The sequence below is a fragment of the Streptomyces sp. NPDC006552 genome (genome assembly GCF_040611655.1).
Lineage (GTDB): Bacteria > Actinomycetota > Actinomycetes > Streptomycetales > Streptomycetaceae > Streptomyces.
The window spans coordinates 1-16,228 of record NZ_JBEXOS010000009.1 but is presented as its reverse complement, the minus strand read 5'-3'; the positions used below and the strand labels follow the sequence as shown (position 1 = coordinate 16,228).

The 16,228-nt window shown below is 71.5% G+C and carries 15 protein-coding genes and 1 pseudogene; 7 read left to right on the top strand and 9 right to left on the bottom strand.

All coding sequences use genetic code 11. The features are described from left to right. Nucleotides 1-59 precede the first annotated feature (59 nt). The 3 genes from ABZY33_RS07980 to ABZY33_RS07970 are packed head-to-tail and all read right to left on the bottom strand — an operon-like array spanning nucleotide 60 to nucleotide 3,471. Nucleotides 60-809, bottom strand: a complete 750-nt coding sequence (locus ABZY33_RS07980; RefSeq protein WP_356490640.1) for a succinate dehydrogenase/fumarate reductase iron-sulfur subunit — start codon at nucleotides 807-809, stop codon at nucleotides 60-62. Next, entirely contained in the window at nucleotides 806-2,755 is a 1,950-nt protein-coding gene (locus tag ABZY33_RS07975) for a fumarate reductase/succinate dehydrogenase flavoprotein subunit (protein ID WP_356490639.1), read from the bottom strand. Before ABZY33_RS07975 ends, ABZY33_RS07980 begins: the two co-directional genes overlap by 4 nt. 8 nt (nucleotides 2,756-2,763) lie before the next feature. Beyond that, entirely contained in the window at nucleotides 2,764-3,471 is a 708-nt protein-coding gene (locus ABZY33_RS07970; protein WP_356490638.1) for a succinate dehydrogenase, read from the bottom strand. A 96-nt stretch (nucleotides 3,472-3,567) separates the two neighbouring features. Here ABZY33_RS07970 and ABZY33_RS07965 point away from each other — a divergent pair, with 96 nt between their 5' ends. Then, on the top strand, nucleotides 3,568-4,464 hold the full coding sequence (locus tag ABZY33_RS07965) for a LysR substrate-binding domain-containing protein (protein ID WP_356490637.1): 897 nt from the start codon (nucleotides 3,568-3,570) through the stop codon (nucleotides 4,462-4,464). A gap of 315 nt (nucleotides 4,465-4,779) precedes the next feature. Here ABZY33_RS07965 and ABZY33_RS07960 read toward each other — a convergent pair whose 3' ends face one another. The 3 genes from ABZY33_RS07960 to ABZY33_RS07950 form a co-directional block, all read right to left on the bottom strand. Beyond that, nucleotides 4,780-6,927 carry an EAL domain-containing protein gene (locus ABZY33_RS07960; protein ID WP_356490636.1) on the bottom strand — a complete coding sequence of 716 codons (2,148 nt, stop codon included), beginning with the start codon at nucleotides 6,925-6,927 and terminating at the stop codon, nucleotides 4,780-4,782. Next, nucleotides 6,924-7,739: an SAM-dependent methyltransferase gene (locus ABZY33_RS07955; protein ID WP_356490635.1), complete on the bottom strand. Its 816-nt coding sequence runs from the start codon at nucleotides 7,737-7,739 to the stop codon at nucleotides 6,924-6,926. Before ABZY33_RS07955 ends, ABZY33_RS07960 begins: the two co-directional genes overlap by 4 nt. Nucleotides 7,740-8,033: 294 nt before the next feature. Beyond that, complete coding sequence (locus ABZY33_RS07950; RefSeq protein ID WP_356490776.1) at nucleotides 8,034-8,981, bottom strand: SCO0930 family lipoprotein; 948 nt, start codon at nucleotides 8,979-8,981, stop codon at nucleotides 8,034-8,036. A gap of 225 nt (nucleotides 8,982-9,206) precedes the next feature. Here ABZY33_RS07950 and ABZY33_RS07945 point away from each other — a divergent pair, with 225 nt between their 5' ends. The 3 genes from ABZY33_RS07945 (at nucleotide 9,207) to ABZY33_RS07935 (ending at nucleotide 11,236) form a co-directional block, all read left to right on the top strand. After that, a complete protein-coding gene (locus tag ABZY33_RS07945) occupies nucleotides 9,207-9,785 on the top strand; it encodes a hypothetical protein (RefSeq protein ID WP_356490634.1) in 579 nt (192 codons plus the stop codon). An 18-nt stretch (nucleotides 9,786-9,803) separates the two neighbouring features. After that, complete coding sequence (locus ABZY33_RS07940) at nucleotides 9,804-10,565, top strand: hypothetical protein (protein WP_356490633.1); 762 nt, start codon at nucleotides 9,804-9,806, stop codon at nucleotides 10,563-10,565. A gap of 149 nt (nucleotides 10,566-10,714) precedes the next feature. After that, nucleotides 10,715-11,236, top strand: a complete 522-nt coding sequence (locus ABZY33_RS07935) for a hypothetical protein (RefSeq protein WP_356490632.1) — start codon at nucleotides 10,715-10,717, stop codon at nucleotides 11,234-11,236. A 15-nt stretch (nucleotides 11,237-11,251) separates the two neighbouring features. Here ABZY33_RS07935 and ABZY33_RS07930 read toward each other — a convergent pair whose 3' ends face one another. Then, entirely contained in the window at nucleotides 11,252-11,743 is a 492-nt protein-coding gene (locus ABZY33_RS07930) for a hypothetical protein (protein ID WP_356490631.1), read from the bottom strand. A 344-nt stretch (nucleotides 11,744-12,087) separates the two neighbouring features. Here ABZY33_RS07930 and ABZY33_RS07925 point away from each other — a divergent pair, with 344 nt between their 5' ends. From ABZY33_RS07925 to ABZY33_RS07915, 3 genes are all read left to right on the top strand, one after another. Continuing rightward, nucleotides 12,088-12,750, top strand: coding sequence for a class F sortase (locus ABZY33_RS07925; RefSeq protein WP_356490630.1), 663 nt, complete (start codon nucleotides 12,088-12,090; stop codon nucleotides 12,748-12,750). A 73-nt stretch (nucleotides 12,751-12,823) separates the two neighbouring features. Next, entirely contained in the window at nucleotides 12,824-13,285 is a 462-nt protein-coding gene (locus tag ABZY33_RS07920; protein ID WP_356490629.1) for a universal stress protein, read from the top strand. A gap of 98 nt (nucleotides 13,286-13,383) precedes the next feature. Further along, complete coding sequence (locus ABZY33_RS07915; protein ID WP_356490628.1) at nucleotides 13,384-14,826, top strand: amino acid permease; 1,443 nt, start codon at nucleotides 13,384-13,386, stop codon at nucleotides 14,824-14,826. On the opposite strand, the gene ABZY33_RS07910 is transcribed toward ABZY33_RS07915, so the two are convergent. Both ABZY33_RS07910 and ABZY33_RS07905 read right to left on the bottom strand, forming a co-directional pair. Beyond that, nucleotides 14,816-15,187, bottom strand: coding sequence for a VOC family protein (locus ABZY33_RS07910; RefSeq protein ID WP_356490627.1), 372 nt, complete (start codon nucleotides 15,185-15,187; stop codon nucleotides 14,816-14,818). The genes ABZY33_RS07915 and ABZY33_RS07910 overlap by 11 nt on opposite strands. An 18-nt stretch (nucleotides 15,188-15,205) precedes the next feature. Further along, a pseudogene (locus ABZY33_RS07905) lies at nucleotides 15,206-16,111 on the bottom strand (CapA family protein); the annotation flags it as partial. Between the last annotated feature and the right edge of the window lie 117 nt (nucleotides 16,112-16,228).

The following is a 16,228-nucleotide window of genomic DNA, read 5'->3' as shown; positions in this document are numbered from 1 at the left end:
CGGGGAGCACCACTCCCGGTCCCGCCCACCCCGCGCTGCTCGCGGGACGTCCCTGGGGGTCAGCCGCGGCCGACCTTGCGGTTGGCGCGCAGCCACTCCTTGTTCATGCTGGTGATGGAGAAGAGCGGGATGCCCTTGGGGCAGGCCGTCGCGCACTCGCCGGTGAGGGTGCAGCCGCCGAATCCCTCCTCGTCCATCTGCGCGACCATGTCCAGGACACGGCTCTCGCGTTCGGGGGCGCCCTGCGGCAGCACGTTGAGGTGGTTGACCTTGGCGGAGGTGAAGAGCATGGCCGCGCCGTTGGGGCAGGCGGCCACGCACGCGCCGCAGCCGATGCACTCGGCGTGCTCGAAGGCGAAGTCCGCGTCCGGCTTGGGCACCGGGGTGGCGTGCGCCTCGGGGGCGGCGCCGGTCGGCGCCGTGATGTAACCACCGGACTGGATGATCCGGTCGAAGGCCGTACGGTCGACGACCAGGTCCTTGATGACGGGGAACGCGGCGGCCCGCCACGGCTCGATGTCGATGGTGTCGCCGTCGCGGAAGGAGCGCATGTGCAGCTGGCAGGTGGTGGTGCGCTCGGGTCCGTGCGCGTCGCCGTTGATCACCAGGCTGCACGCGCCGCAGATGCCCTCGCGGCAGTCGTGGTCGAAGGCGACGGGGTCCTCACCCTTGACGATGAGTTCCTCGTTGAGGGTGTCGAGCATCTCCAGGAACGACATGTCCTTCGAGATGCCGTCCACTTCGTAGGTGGACATGGCGCCTTCGGCGTCGGCGTTCTGCTGGCGCCAGACGCGCAGGGTGAGCTTCATGCGTAGCTCCGCTGAGTGGGGTGGACGTACTCGAAGACGAGGTCTTCCTTGTGCAGGGCGGGGGCCTCGCCGGTGCCGGTGAACTCCCAGGCGGCCGCGTAGGAGAACTCCTCGTCGCGGCGTTCGGCCTCGCCGTCCGGGGTCTGGGACTCCTCGCGGAAGTGGCCGCCGCAGGATTCCGCGCGGTGCAGGGCGTCGAGGCACATCAGCTCGGCCAGCTCGATGTAGTCGACGACGCGGTTCGCCTTCTCCAGGGACTGGTTGAACTCCTCCCCGGTGCCGGGGACCTTGATCCGGCGCCAGAACTCCTCACGGATCTGCGGGATCCGCTCCAGTGCCTTGCGCAGCCCGGTCTCGGTGCGGGCCATGCCGCAGAACTCCCACATGAGTTCGCCGAGTTCGCGGTGGAAGGAGTCCGGGGTGCGGTCGCCGTCGACGGCGAGGAGTTTCGCGAGCCGCTCCTCGGTCTCGCGCACGACCTCGACGGTCGCGGGATGCTGGGCGTTCACCTCGTCGGTGTGCGGGTTCCTGGCCAGGTAGTCGTTGATGGTGGCCGGCAGGACGAAGTAGCCGTCGGCGAGGCCCTGCATCAGGGCGGAGGCGCCGAGCCGGTTGGCGCCGTGGTCGGAGAAGTTGGCCTCGCCGATCGCGAACAGCCCCGGGATCGTGGTCTGGAGGTCGTAGTCGACCCACAGCCCGCCCATCGTGTAGTGCACGGCCGGGTAGATCCGCATCGGCACCTGGTACGGATCCTCGTCGGTGATCCGCTGGTACATGTCGAAGAGGTTGCCGTACTTGGCCTCGACCGCCTTCCGCCCCATGCGCGCGATGGCGTCCGCGAAGTCCAGGTAGACACCCTGACCACCCGGGCCCACCCCCCGGCCCTCGTCACACACGTTCTTCGCGGCGCGCGAGGCGATGTCACGGGGCACGAGGTTGCCGAACGCCGGATAGATGCGCTCCAGGTAGTAGTCGCGCTCGTCCTCGGGAATCTGGTTCGCCGGGCGGTCGTCGCCGGCCGCCTTCGGGACCCAGATCCGTCCGTCGTTGCGGAGCGACTCGCTCATGAGCGTCAGCTTCGACTGGTGGTCGCCGGTGCGCGGGATGCAGGTGGGGTGGATCTGGGTGAAGCAGGGGTTGGCGAAGTAGGCGCCGCGCCGGTGCGCCCGCCAGATCGCGGTCGCGTTGGAGTTCATCGCGTTGGTCGACAGGTAGAAGACGTTGCCGTAGCCGCCGGAGGCGAGGACGACGGCGTCCGCGAAGTACGTGTCGATCTTCCCGGTGACCAGGTCGCGGGCGACGATCCCGCGCGCCTTGCCGTCCACGACGACGAGGTCGAGCATCTCGGTACGCGGATGCAGCTCGATGTTCCCGGCGGCGACCTGGCGGCTCAGTGCCTGGTAGGCGCCGAGCAGCAGCTGCTGGCCCGTCTGGCCGCGGGCGTAGAACGTGCGGGACACCTGCACGCCACCGAAGGAACGGGTGTCCAGCAGACCGCCGTACTCCCGCGCGAACGGCACGCCCTGGGCGACGCACTGGTCGATGATCTCCACCGAGATCTGCGCGAGGCGGTGCACGTTCGACTCGCGGGCGCGGAAGTCCCCGCCCTTGACCGTGTCGTAGAAGAGACGGTGCACCGAGTCACCGTCGTTGCGGTAGTTCTTCGCCGCGTTGATGCCGCCCTGGGCGGCGATCGAGTGGGCGCGACGCGGCGAGTCCTGATAGCAGAACTGGACCACGTGGTAACCCTGTTCGGCCAGGGTGGCACCGGCGCTGCCGCCGGCCAGCCCGGTCCCGACGACGATCACGGTGTGCTTGCGGCGGTTGGCCGGGTTGACCAGCTTCGCCTCGAAGCGCCGCGTGTCCCAGCGCTCGGCGACGGGCCCGGTGGGGGCCTTGGTGTCGACGACGGGGGCGCCGGTGGAGTAGTCCGCGTAGGTGCTCATGTTCTTCCTCAGCTCACCAATCCGGTCATGACGCCCACGGGGACGGCGACGAAACCGAGCGTGAGCAGTACGGCGAGGACGTTGCCGACGGTCTTCAGGACGCGGTCGCGGGTCCGGCTGCCGACGCCCAGGGTCTGCGCGGCGCTCCAGAACCCGTGCTGGATGTGCAGGCCGAGGGCGAGCATCGCGACGATGTAGATGACGTCGCCGTACCAGGTCGAGAACGTGTCGATGATGTTCTGGTAGGGGTGCAGGTGCTCGTACCCGCCGGGGTGCACGGTGCCGGTCGTCAGGTCGAGGATGTGCCACACGATGAACAGGCCGAGGATGACACCGCCCCAGCGCATGGTGCGGGTGGCGTAGCTCGCGCCCGGCTTCTTGTGCACGTACTTGCTGGGCCGCGCCTTGATGTCACGGCGGCTGAGCTGGTACGCGGAGGTCGCGTGCGCCACGACGGCGACGACGAGGACGACGCGCACGAGCCACAGGCCCCACTCGTGGTGGAGCACCGGCTCGCCCATGGTGCGCAGCCAGCCCGCGTAGTGGTCGATCTCCTGTGGACCGAAGAAGATCTTCAGGTTCCCGATCATGTGCGCGACCAGGTAGAGCAGCATGACGATGCCGCTGACCGCCATCACGGTCTTCTTGCCGAGGGTGCTGTCCCAGAGCGTGCGTGTCATGGACGGTCGTCGGTCCGTCCGCGTTGCCAGAGCCATGGAAGAAGACGGTAGGGCCGAAGGGCCCGATCGGTCCAAGACATGGAACAGCTCATTTCCATAGGCGTTGCCTATGCATGGAACTATGCTGGGTCCATGCAGTTCCAGCAGCTCCAGTACTTCGTCGCGGTCGCGGAGACCCGGCACTTCACGCGCGCCGCCGAACGGGTGCATGTCGCCCAGCCCTCACTGTCCCAGCAGATCCGCGCGCTCGAACGGGAGCTGGGGGCGGATCTCTTCCAGCGGGCCCGCGGGAACATCACGCTCACCGACGCCGGTGAGGCGCTGCTGCCGCTGGCCCGGCGCATCCTCGCCGACGCGGACACCGCGCGGCACGAGGTGCAGGAGCTGGCGCAGCTCAGGCGCGGGCGGGTGCGGCTCGGGGCGACGCCGTCGCTCTGCACGGGCCTGCTGCCGGACGTGCTGCGCGCCTTCCACGACCGCTACCCGGGCATCCAGCTGCTCATCGAGGAGGGCGGCTCGCACGACCTCGTCCGCGAGCTGGCGCGCGGCGCCCTTGATCTGGCGCTCGTGGTGCTGCCGCTGCCGTCACCGGCGCCGGCGCTGACCACGCGGGAGCTGCTCCGCGAGGAGCTGGTGGTGGTGTCATCGGCGGCCGCGCCCCGGCCCGGGCGGGGGCGGGCGTCGGTGCGGATCTGTGATCTGGAGGGCGAGCGCCTCGTGATGTTCCGGCACGGGTACGACCTGCGGGAGCTGACCGTGGCGGCGTGCCGGGCGGAGGGGTTCGAGCCGGACTTCGCGGTGGAGGGCGGGGAGATGGACGCGGTGCTGGGGTTTGTGCGGGCGGGTCTTGGTGTGGCCGTCGTGCCGCACATGGTCGCGCTGCGGGCCGGGGCGGATCTGCGGGTCACGCCGTTGGCGCGGCCCGGGTTGCGGCGGACCATCGCGCTGGCCCATCGCAGTGACGTGGCTCCGCCTCGGGCTGCGCGGGAGCTTCAGCGGATGCTGATGGAGCGGGACCGGGAGGGGTGACCCGGGGTTCACTTGACGCGGACCGCTTGTGCCGTGTGCGCCGTTCCCCGCGCCCCTGGTGGGCCGTTCTTCGGCTCCCCCGCCGTTGGGGCTTGTCGCGCCGTTCCCCGCGCCCCTGAGGGGTCGTCCGTCGGCTGACCCGCCGTGGGGCTTCTCGCGCCGTTCCCCGCGCCCCCCAGGGACGCTAGATGAGATGGCGCACGCAGTGCGCATCTCAGGGGCGCGGGGAACTGCGCGGCCCGCCCCCACCGGGCCCGCGCACGAACGTACGGTCCACCAGGGGCGCAAGCGGGCCGCGCCACGCGGACCCCGGGGTCAACCCGTCGCGTCGGCGAGCGCCAGCTCGTGGAGGCGGTCCGGCGGCCCGGGCCGGGCGTAGTACCAGCCCTGCGCCGTGTCACACCCCAGCTCCCGCAACTGCTCGGCCTGCGCCCCCGTCTCCACGCCCTCGACCGTGACGGCCAGATCCAGACTGTGGGCGAGCGAGACGATCCCCTCGACGATCTTCAGGTCGACGGGATCGGCCGGGAACTGCTGCATGCCCTGGGTGAAGGACCGGTCCAGCTTCAGCACGTTCACCGGAAGCCGCCGCAGGTTCGCCAGGTTCGAATACCCCGTACCGAAGTCGTCGAGCGCTATGTCGACGCCCATCTCGGAGAGCCGCCGCAGCGGCTTGAGCAGATCGTCGTCCGCGCCGATCAGCGCCGACTCCGTCACTTCCAGGCAGAGCGCCCCCGGCGCGAGACCGGCCCGCTCCAGGATGTCCACCGTGTCGGAGACGAGCCCGGGATGGGTGAGCTGCATCGGCGACAGGTTCACATTGATGCGCAGCGGCCCCGCCAGCTCGTGGCGGTCCTGCCACACGCGGGCCTGGCGGACCGATTCCTCCAGCACCCAGCGGCCGAGCGGCACGATCAGGCCCGTGTGCTCGGCGAGCGGGATGAAATGGTCGGGCCCGAGGACCCCGTGCTGCGGGTGGCGCCAGCGCACCAGCGCCTCCGCCCCGCGCACACTGCTGTCGCCGAGGTGGACGAGCGGCTGGTACTCGATGAAGAACTCGCCCCGGTCCAGCGCGGCGGGCAGCGCCGTCGTCAGCCCGTGCCGGGTGATGGCGCGGGCGTCGGCCTCGGGGTCGGCCAGCTCGTAGCGGTTGCCGCCGGCGGACTTGGCCCGGTACATCGTGATGTCGGCGCTGCGCAGCACCTCGGCGGGGCTGCGGTCGCCGACCGGGCCCTCGACGATGCCGATGGAGCCGCGCACGGTCAGCTCGCGGCCGTCGATCCGGATGGGCGTGGCAAGCGCTCCCATGATGCGGCCGGCCAACTCGTCGACCTCGGCCTCGGTGTCGCGGCCGGTGGTGAGCGCCACGAACTCGTCGCCGCCGAGGCGGGCGACCATCTCGCCGGGCGCGGTCGCGCAGGCCTGGAGCCGGTCGGCGACCTCGACGAGGAGCCGGTCGCCGACCGCGTGGCCGAGGCTGTCGTTGACGGTCTTGAAGCCGTCGAGGTCGAGGTAGCAGAGCCCGAACCGCATGCCCTCGCCGGCGGCGAGCACCTTCTCCAGGCGCTCGGAGAAGAGGGTGCGGTTGGGCAGCCCGGTGAGCGCGTCGTGCGTGGCCTCGTACCGCAGCCGCAGGTTGAGCAGGCGGCGTTCGGTCGTGTCCTCCATCAGCGCCAGCTGGTACTGGGGTACGCCCTCGGCGTCGCGCAGCAGCGAGACCGTGAGGTTGGTCCACAGGGCGGTGCCGTCGGGCCGGTGGAACGCCTTCTCCACGCGGTAGTGCTCGCGCTCGCCGCGCACCAGTTCGTGGTAGAGGTGCCACACCTGCGGGGCGTCGTCGGGGTGGGTCCACTCCGCGACGTTGCGCCCGCGCAGCATCCCCTCGGCGCCGCCGAACATCCGCACCAGCGCGTCGTTGACCTCCAGGACCGTGCCGTCGAGCGAGGCGATGCTGATGCCGATGGCGGCGCCGTGGAAGACGGCGCGGAAGCGGGCCTCGCTGGCGTGCAGCGCCTCGGCGACGGCGCTGCGGGCGTTGAGCGCGGCCCGCGAGATGGCCTCCTGCTCGGCGAGCGTGCGCTGGCGCAGCGCGGCCGCGAAGCCGGCGGCGACGGTGTGCTGGAGGCGGGCGCAGCGGGCCCGCAGGTCGTCCTCGCGCTCGGCGGTGCGCGCCTCCTCGCCGCAGTACAGGACGAGGTAGGCCTCGACCACGTCGAGGGTGCGGCTGAGCGCCTCTGGGTCGGTGCAGTGGGCGGCGACCAGGGCGGCACCGACGGACTGTCCCTGTGCGGCGTCCAGGGCCCGTGCGGCCAGCGCGTCGCGCAGCCGGCGGGCGAGCGGCACCAGTTCCGCCTCGAACTCGGGTCTGGTCCGCGACGTCGCCGTCACCGGGAAGATCGCCCGGCTCCAGATCGTGGCGAATCTGCGCAGTCTGTCCTCCGGCCCGCCCGGCTCTTCGCTCACGCCTTGCGCCCCACTCCCACATAGCCCGCGAAGGTGAACGGGTCCTCGTCCTCGGGCGCGGTCTGTGGCCGCCACACCGGCATCTGCACGATGCCCGGCTCGACCACCTCGTACCCCTGGAAGAACCGGCCGATCTGCTCGCGGTCCCGCATCACCAGCGGATTGCGGACATCGTCGCGGTAGACGTCGACGGCGCCGCCGGCCCGCTCCGCCGGGATGGGCATGCCCTCGTAGGTCGCGTGCGACACGATGAGCAGGCTGCCGGGCGCGAGCGCCGCGCCGAGTTCGGCCACCGCGGTGTACGGGTCGTCGGCGTCCTCGATGAAGTGCAGGACGGCGATGAGGAGCAGCGCCACCGGGCGCTCCAGGTCCAGGAGTTCACCGACCTCGGGGCTGCGCAGGATCTCCCGCGGCTTGCGCAGGTCGGCGGCGACGACCGCGGTGTCCGCGTTGCCGTCGAGGACGGCCCGGCTGTGCGCGACGGCGACGGGGTCGTGGTCGACGTAGACCACGCGGGCGCCGGGGCTCGCCTGCTGCGCCACCTCGTGCACGTTGCCGAACGTCGGGATGCCCGAGCCGATGTCGAGGAACTGGGTCACGCCCTCGTCGATCGCGTAGCGCACGGCCCGCCGCATGAACGCCCGGTTCGCCTGCATGATCTTCGGCAGCCCCGGCAGGAAGTCCATCGCCTTGCGCGCCGCTTCCCGGTCGACCTCGAAGTTGTGCGAGCCGCCCAGGTAGTAGTCGTAGATCCGGGACACGCTGGGCACCGAGATGTCGATGCCCTGCGGGGCCCAGGCAGGACGCTCCATCACTCTCTCCAAGGCGTAGACGAGCCGGTGTTCGAGCAGAGGCTACTGATCAGCTGCCAAAGGAGCGAGCCAAAACGGAAATTGACCATCCGTTCTCGGTCACTGCCTGCGGCACGTGCCAATTGACAGAGATCCGAAACCACCCCGAAAGCCCCACTGTCCGGACCGAAAAGGACCGGTCCGTTCCCGGCGTATGACCATGACCCGGCCATACGGGGAACGGACCGGCCATGTACACGGTCCGGCGACGACTCTACTGTGCGCCGCGCTCTGCTCGCCCCGGCGTCGCCGCGGTCACTTCGCGGGGGCGCCCACCGGCTTGCCGTCGGGCGCGGCCGCGTACCAAGTGCCGCCTACGCCCTGCCCGTTGGTGTCACCGGGCTTCTTGTCCCCGGTGAACGTATAGACCGGCCAGCAGTTCAGGGTCTGCTGCTCGGTCCCGTCGGGCCGGCCGAAGGTCATGTAGCCCTTGAGGGGAATGTTCTTGGTGTCGTTCTTGGCGACCGGCGCGAGTGCGGGCCATTTCTGCGCACAAGCGCCGACACAGTTGGATTTGATGGGCCAGGCCGAGTCCTTCAGGAAGCGGTAGACGGTCATGCCGTTCTTGTCGACGACGATCTCGCCGAGCCGGGGGTCCTTGCGCGTCGACAATCCGGCGGTGTCGGCGGGGCGCGCCGCCGCCGGGCCCGCCTTCTTCCCGTCGGGGGCCGCCGCGTGCCAGGTGCCGCCCACGCCCTGCCCCTCCGCGTCGCCGGGGCTGGTGTCCCCGGCATAGCGGTACATCGGCCAGCCGTCGATCGTCAGCTGTTTCGTGCCGTCGTCGGCGCTCACCTCGTCGAGCAGGGCCGGGTCGACGCCGGGCGCGGCCTGCGCGCCGCCCGCCGGGACGGCCGGCCAGGCCTTCAGGCAGGCGGCGTCGCAGTGCGAGGCGGGTGGCTGCGCGGTGTCCTTGTCGAAGCGGTAGAGCGTGAACCCGGCGCTGTCCGTGAGGACCTTGCCGAGCTTCGCGCTGTCCCGCACCGCAAGCCGGCCCGCGGCCTTGGCCTTCGGTGCGGACTCCGTCTTGTCCTGCTGGGACGAGCCGTACCCGTCGGAGCCGTAACCGCCTTGCGCCGGCGCGGCGTTGCCCACGTTCTGGCCGTTCGTGGCCGTGCCGCCGGCTTCCTGACCGCACGCCGTCGTCAGGGCGAGCAGGGCCGCGGCGGTCACCGCGAGCGAGGCGTTCCGCCAGGAGGTCTTCATCGTCAACTCCCGCATGGTGCATGGGTGTTGTGTGAACCCGGACGGGTCCGCACCTGGCCCTAGGTACGGGCGGCAGCGGCAGGTGTGTTCAACGCGGCCCGGGATTTGTTGACCCGGACGGGTGACGGCACGGGGATCAAACGCAAGTACTACCGATCCCCTCCTTCGGAGTATTCCGGGCCGTCGATGGCGCGCCCGGGCGCCGCACCGCTCATGATCTCGCTCGTGCACCCAACCATGCGGGCCAGGTCGGCCCTGGTCACCCGAGTCGTCGCGGCGGTGGCCGTCGCCTGGCTGTGCGGCGCTCCCGTCGCCGCCGCCGCGCCCCTCGCGCCGGCCGACAGCTGCGCCTACGCCTCGCTCGACGGCGGCGCCGTGGCGGTCGCCGGTGACGGCGACTGGTGCAGCCCGGAGCCGACCACGCCGCCGCCGAAGCCGACCCCGACGCCCAAGCCGACGCCGCCCGAGCCCAAGCCGCCCAGGCCGACGCCGCCCAGGCCCACCCCGCCGCCGCCGGCCCCGCCACCGGCGCCCGCGCCCGCCCGCCCCGCGCCCCCCGCTCCGCCGCCGCCCGCACCGGCCCGGCCGACACCCACGCCTCCACCATCGAGCCCGGCCCCGGCTCCGGCCCCGACGCACTCCCCGTCGCCGTCGCCGAAGCCGGCTCCGGCGGCCGTGCACTACCCCGTCCACCGCCCCGCGGTGCACCGGGCGCCGCCCCGCGGCGGCCCGTCGCTCGTCACGCTCACCTTGCTCATCACCGCACCCGCGGTGCTCGCGGTCGCCGCACTGCGCCCCCGCTGAACCCGTGTGGAGGTTTTCATGTCGGAATGGCTTGTTCTCGCCCTCGCGATGGTCGCCGTCTGTGCGGTCGTCCTGATCGTCCTCGTCCTGCAACAGCGCAGAATCAGTGACGACGACGACCCCACGGAGACCCCGGACGTCATCGAGTACATGACCATGATGATCGGGGTGGTCTACGCGATCGTCCTCGGTCTGGCCATCGCCGGTGCCTGGGAGGCCCGCAGCGCGGCCCAGGACCACGTACGCAACGAGGCGCAGGCGCTGCACGAGATCCACGAGCGCGTCCGCGTCTACCCCGCCGACGTCCGCACCAGGATCCGGGCGGATGTCGACACCTATGTCAGCCACGTCGTGACCACCGAATGGCACGCGATGCGGACCAAGGGCGAGCTGACGGACCGGGGCACCCAGCTCTTCGACAAGATGCGGCACGACGTGACCGATTTCGAGCCGCGCGACGACTTCCAGGCCCAGGCCTACCAGCCGCTCCTGGACCAGGTGACGGCCGCGGACGACGCGCGCAACGCCCGCGCGGACTCGACCGGCGCCACGATGCCGGGCGTCGTCTGGTTCGGCCTGGTCGTGGGCGCCCTGGTGACCATCGGCATGATCTTCGCGCTGCAGATCCGGCGCACGCGCCGGGAGCTGCTCCTGGCCGGTCTCTTCTCGTCCCTGATCGCGTTCCTGCTCTTCTTGATCTGGGACTTCGACGCGCCCTACAGCCGGGGCGTCGCGGCGACCGCGGAGCCGTTCCTGATGCTCTTCCCCGGAGCCCGCTGACCCCTGGGGCGCCCGGCCCGTACCCCATTCGCCCGACAGGGATAGCCACCATACGGGTCCTTATCTAGCGTTTCGGACACCGAGGTGTTTGTCCCCCAAGCGAGCGGAACCGGTCCGCAGCTGCTCCTCGTGGACCCGGAGGAACCTCCATGCACGCGATACGCGCCACTTCCGCCGCCGTGCTGTCCGTCGCCGCACTCGCCCTCGCCGCGTCCCCCGCTTCGGCGGGGGACGCGGACGACTACACCTTCGAGGTGAACGCCTCGCCGACCACGGTCGCCCCGGGCGGGCAGGTGATGCTCTCCCAGACGGGCTGCAAGGGCACGACCGAGGTCAGCTCCGGCATCTTCGACACCATCACGCTCACCGGGCGCCACAGCTCGCGTTCGGTCACCGTCGACTGGGACGCCAAGCGGGGCGCCATGTACTCCGTGAAGTTCTCCTGCGAGGGCCACCGCTCCCGCTCCCTGGATCTCACCATCGAGGGCGACCGGCCCGACGACCCCACGCCCACACCCGTGCCGATCGACCATGGGGTGAACGCCGGGGCGGGCGGCAGCATCGGCGGGTTCGACCTGCGCGAGATGGGCCTCGGGGCGGCGCTCATCGCCGGCGCGCTCGGCACCGCGTACTCCTTGGTGCGGCGCCGGACCGGCGACGGCGGCAGCTGACGTCTCCCGCCGTGCTCAGTTCTTGTTCTCCGCCCGCCGGCGCAGCCAGAACACGCCGCCGCCGATGAGCGAGGTGGCGACGAGCACGCCGCCGATCGCCATGTCGGTGGGGGTGGCGCCGCCCTCCCTGGCCCCGCCGAAGCCACCGTTCACCCCGCCCTGGATGACGGTGAAGGCAGCCGGCCGGGTCACCGTCACCCCCTGGCAGTTGACGCTGATGTCGTGCGCGCCCGGTCCCGCGGCGCCGCGGATCGTGGCGGTGCCGCTCGCGGTCGGGCTGCCGGGGGCCGCGGTCAGCGCGGCGGTGCCGAACGCGTCGGAGCGCGCGACCCCGCCGGAGCGGCAGGTGGGCCCGGTGACGGTGACCGTCAGCTGCCCCCCGCGCGGCACGGCCCCCGGTCCCGCGGTGATGGTGGACGGTTCGGTCCAGGCGGAGGCGGTGGGGGCGGTCAGGCCGACCGCGGCGGACACGACGGCGGACACCGCCAGGGCGCGGGTGGTACGCATGAAGATCCTCCGCGGAAGACGTCCCCGGGAGAGGTCCCGGGAAGATCGGCGAGAACGTCTCCCAGACGCACCCTCAGACGCCGTGCGTCGCACCGCACTTCGGGGCTCGGCCGTCCCGGTGAGGCGACACACCGGTGCACATTCCGCCCGGACCGATATCGCCGCAGGTCATCGCCGGTTGTGGCGGCGGGTCGTACGTCAACTCGGATGGCGCACCGGCGGCGCGCCTCCCGCGGGCGCCGCCACCCGTTCGCCTCCGTCCCGTCGCCCGCCGCACGAGGGCCGCATACCGTCTGCCTACGCGCAACGGTCGCGGCCGCGCCGCCGCCAGAGGGGATGAGCCCATGTCCGACGCACGGTCCGCCGATGAGGAGCAGCCGAAGAAGCGGGCCCCCTGGGGGGCCCTGGCGCTGGTGCTGCTCACCGGTCTCGCCCTGATCCGCAACGGGTCGGGGGAGTTCGACCTCGGTCCGCCCCAGCCCGCCTCGGCCGCCGCCGCGGCCACGGACAGCCGCTCCCCCGCCGCTGCGCCGAAACCGGCCGGGGTGCTGTCGTTCGCGGCGCCCCAGCGCGTACGGATCCCGGCGATCCAGGTGGACGCCCCCGTGACGCGGGTCGGGCTCGACGCGCAGGGCTGGGTGGACGCGCCGCCGCCCGAGGACCCGAACCTGGCGGGCTGGTTCACCGGCGCGGTCGCGCCCGGTGAGAACGGCACGGCCGTCGTGGTGGGCCATGTCGACAATCAGCGCGGACCGGCCGTCTTCTACGGGCTCGGGTCGTTGAAGAAGGGCAACCACATCGAGATCGCCCGTGAGGACGGCCGTACCGCCGTCTTCGAGATCTACGGGATCGACGTCTTCGCCAAGGCGCACTTCCCCGGCACCAAGGTCTACGGCTCCACCGGAGCGCCGGAGCTGCGCGTCATCACCTGCGGTGGCGGCTTCTCCGAGCGCAGCGGCTACACCGGCAACGTCGTGGTCTTCGCCCGGCTGACGTCCGTGCGCTGACCGGCGCCCGTACCGGAAGCGGGGAGTCCGCCCCGGCCCGGTGCCCCCCTGGGGGTTCCGCTAGCCTCTGCGCGTGACCGATCAGCAGCCCCACCAGTTCGAACGCGGTACGGACGGACCCAAGGTGATCGTCGTCGGCGTCGACGGCTCCGAGTCCTCGTTCCGGGCCGCGGCCTACGCCGGGGGCCTGGCCCGGCGCCAGCACGCGCTGCTCGCCGTCGTCTATGTGCAGCCCGTCCTGGCGGCGGGCGCCGCGCTCGGCGTACCCGTGGCGGAGACGACGGACGAGATCGCGGAGAGCCTCATCGCGGAGATCCGGCGGTCCACGGAGCGGGTGAAGGACATATACGACGTGCGCTGGGAGTTCCACACGTTCCGCGGCGACCCGTTCAACGGGCTGGTCACCGCCGCCGACGAGCTCAAGGCCGACGCCGTGGTCGTCGGCGCCTCCGAGCAGGCGGGCCACCGCATCGTCGGCTCGGTCGCCGTCCGGCTGGTGAAGGCGGGCCGCTGGCCCGTCACGGTCGTGCCGTAACCCGCCCCCGCCCCGTGGGGCGCGGCGTCTTCCCCCGCCGCCGCCACGGGTGCATCATGATCGGCCGTCAGCTGTCACGTCCGCGAAGAGGTGAGCTCATGGCCACACCCCCACGTCCGCGCATGGGACAGGGCGTGCTCCGCCGCAAACCGATCGACCTGATCGACGACACCGAGACCGGGGCGGGCGGCACGGGCTCCCAGCTGACCCGTTCGCTGGGACTGTGGCAACTCACCGCGATCGGCGTCGGCGGCATCATCGGCGCGGGCATCTTCACCCTCGCGGGCACGGTCGCCAACGGCACCGCGGGGCCCGCGGTGCTGATCTCCTTCCTCATCGCGGGCGTGGCCAGCGCGGCGGCCGCGCTCTCCTACGCCGAGTTCGCCGGACTCATCCCGAAGGCCGGATCGGCGTACACCTACGGCTACGCGGTCCTCGGCGAACTGGTCGGCTGGTTCATCGGCTGGGACCTGCTCCTGGAGTACACCGCGATCGTCGCCGTCGTGGCCATCGGCATCTCGGGGTACTTCAGCTTCCTCCTCGGCGAGCTGGGCCTCGACCTGCCGAAGTGGATGCTGGGCGCACCCGGCACGGGCGGCGGCCACAAGGTCGACCTGTTCGCCGCGGCACTGTGCCTGCTCATCGCGTACCTGCTGACCCTCGGCATCAAGAACGCGGCCCGCTTCGAGATGGTCGTCGTGGTCCTCAAGGTGCTGGTGGTGCTGCTCGTCATCGGTGTGGGCCTCTTCCACATCAACACGGGCCACTACACGCCGTTCTTCCCGTTCGGGGTGAGCGGCGCGTTCACCGGCGCGGCGACCGTCTTCTTCGCGGTCTTCGGCTACGACGCCATGTCCACGGCCGCCGAGGAGTCCAAGGACGCGCAGCGCCACATGCCGAAGGCGATCCTCTACTCGCTGGCCATCTCGATGGTGCTGTACGTGCTGGCGTGCCTGGTCCTGACCGGGATGCAGGACTACAAGGACATCGACCCCGAGAGCGGCTTCTCGACCGCGTTCAAGGCGGTCGGGCTGAGCGGGCTCGCGGACGTGATCGCGGTCGGCGCGATCATCGGCATCCTGACGGTGATGTTCACCTTCATGCTGGGGGTCACCCGGGTCTGGTTCTCCATGTCCCGGGACGGACTGCTGCCGAAGTGGTTCGCGAAGACCCACCCCACCCGGCACGTGCCCACACGCGTGACGTGGATCGTCGGGGTCGCCTCGGCCGCCATCGCCGGTTTCCTGCCGATCGGCGAGGCGGCCGAACTGACCAATATCGGGATCCTGTTGGCGTTCGTCGTGGTCTGCGTCGCGGTGATCGTGCTCCGCTACCGCCGGCCGGAGCTGCCCCGCACGTTCCGCACGCCGGGGATGCCGTTCGTGCCCGCCCTGGGGGTCGTCTTCTCCATCTGGCTGATCACGTTCCTGCAGTGGCAGACGTGGGTGCGGTTCGCCGTCTGGTTCGTGATCGGCCTCGGCGTCTACTTCGGGTACTCGTACAAGCGCTCCGAACTGGCGCGGGCCACGCCTAGGCGATGAGCGTCCGCTTCGGGCGGACCACGCAGAACTCATTGCCCTCCGGGTCCGCCAGGACGGTCCAGGACTCCTCGCCGCTCTGGCCCACGTCCGCCCGGCGGGCGCCGAGCGCGAGGAGGCGTTCGATCTCGGCCTCCCGGTCCGCGGCGGCGGAGGTCAGGTCGAGATGCAGCCGGTTCTTGCCGGTCTTGGGCTCGGTGACCGGCATGAAGCAGATGCCGACCGGCGCGCGTTCGTCCGGGCCGATGACGACCTCGCGTTCCCGTTCGGAGAGGATCCGCCAGCCCAGGGCCGCGGACCAGAACCGGGCCAGGCCGGGCAGATCATGGGCGTCGATGACGATGTGGTGGAGTGCGAGGGGCATGTTGCCAGTGTGCCGGGGCTACTTCCCCATGACGAGACCGTCCGCGGCGGCACCCCGGCTGAGGACGGCCCGGCGGATGCGGTCCCGGACGGGAGCGAGTGCGGCGCCCCGGTCGATGGCGCGGTTGAGGTTCACGACACGGCCGGAGCGCACGTCGAACCAGGCGGGGACGTACTCCGCCTTCGCGACCGCCCAGCGCCCACCGGGACGGGCGGGCGGGGCGAAGGTGAAGCGGCCGAGTGTGCCCATGTTGCCGCGGGGGTCCCGGGCCCCCTCGTAGTTGAACATCTCGCCCGCGATCTGGTCGCCCATGCCGTAGATGACCCAGACGCCGTTGACCTTCTCGTACGCCTGCGGGATGTGGGCGTGGGTGCCGAGGATCAGGTCGATGTCGGGGCGGCCGTGTGTGCGGGACGCGGTGAGTTCCTTGCCGAGGCTCAGCTGGCGGTCGTCCGGCTCGTCCTGCCATTCGGTGCCCCAGTGCAGCGAGACGACGACCACGTCGGCGCCCGCCTTCCGGGCGGCGCGGGCATCGGCGACGATGCGCTGACGCTCCATCAGATTCACGGACCAGGGGCGCCCTTGGGGCAGCGGGTAGCCGTTCGTGTCGTAGGTGTAGGCGAGCTGGGCGACCTTGGCGTCACCGGCGCGCAGCCAGGCCGGGCTCCGCCCCTCGGCGGCCGTGCGTCCGGAGCCCGCGTGCGCGATCTCGGCCCGGTCGAGCGCGCCCAGGGTGCGGGCGATGCCGTCGGCGCCGTCGTCGAGGGTGTGGTTCGAGGCCGTCGAGCAGGAGTCGTAGCCGGTGGCGCGCAGGCCCGCGGCGACCTGCGGCGGGGACTTGAACGCCGGGTAGCCGCTGTACTCGCCGGGCGCGCCGTACACCGTCTCCATGTGACAGATCGCGAGGTCCGCGGGGGCGACGACCCCTGTTCGCCGGTCCGCGACAGCCTGGAGACGTACGGGGCCGCCGTGATCCACGACGGCGAGCGCGACGAGCAGGTCTCCGCGGGCCTGTTCCGGATGACCGTCGACGGCGGCGGG